Source organism: Filobacillus milosensis (assembly GCF_004402015.1).
In the GTDB taxonomy this organism is placed as follows: Bacteria; Bacillota; Bacilli; order Bacillales; family Alkalibacillaceae; genus Filobacillus; species Filobacillus milosensis.
Genome location: NZ_SOPW01000058.1, coordinates 1 through 453 on the forward strand (window position 1 = coordinate 1; position 453 = coordinate 453).

Consider the following 453-nt stretch of genomic DNA (forward strand, 5'->3'; position numbering starts at 1 on the left):
TTTTTTTAGGTGCTGAATGAGTTCATGACATTTAATGAAATAAGTACTGTTACGATTCTTAGCTGCAGCTATTCCAATCGATGTCGCCAAATGTGTTTTACCAACTCCACTTGGCCCCAGAAAAACTATGTTTTCTTTATCTTCGATAAATCGTAATGTCGTAAAGTCTAGTATCTGTTGTTTATTAACCGACGGTTGAAACTCAAAGTCAAAATCCTTCACCTCCTTCAAATGAGGAAAGGCTGCGACTTTGACCATGGAACGTACCATATTTTGTTCACGTCGATCTATTTCATGGTTGGTCCACTTAACGAGCGTTTCAACAAAAGATTGTTGGTTAGATACTGCTGTATCAATAATGTCATCAAGATGTTCATGCATTTGTTTTAGCTTTAAATATTCGAGATTTTTAACGAGTTGCTGGTAACTACTATTCATCTTTATAGACCTCCC

The 453-nt window shown here is 36.4% G+C and carries 1 protein-coding gene; it reads right to left on the minus strand.

The features are described from left to right. On the minus strand, positions 1–438 hold a 438-nt coding region (locus E3U55_RS17125), incomplete at its 3' end, for an ATP-binding protein (RefSeq protein WP_194840973.1). Positions 439–453 lie beyond the last annotated feature (15 nt).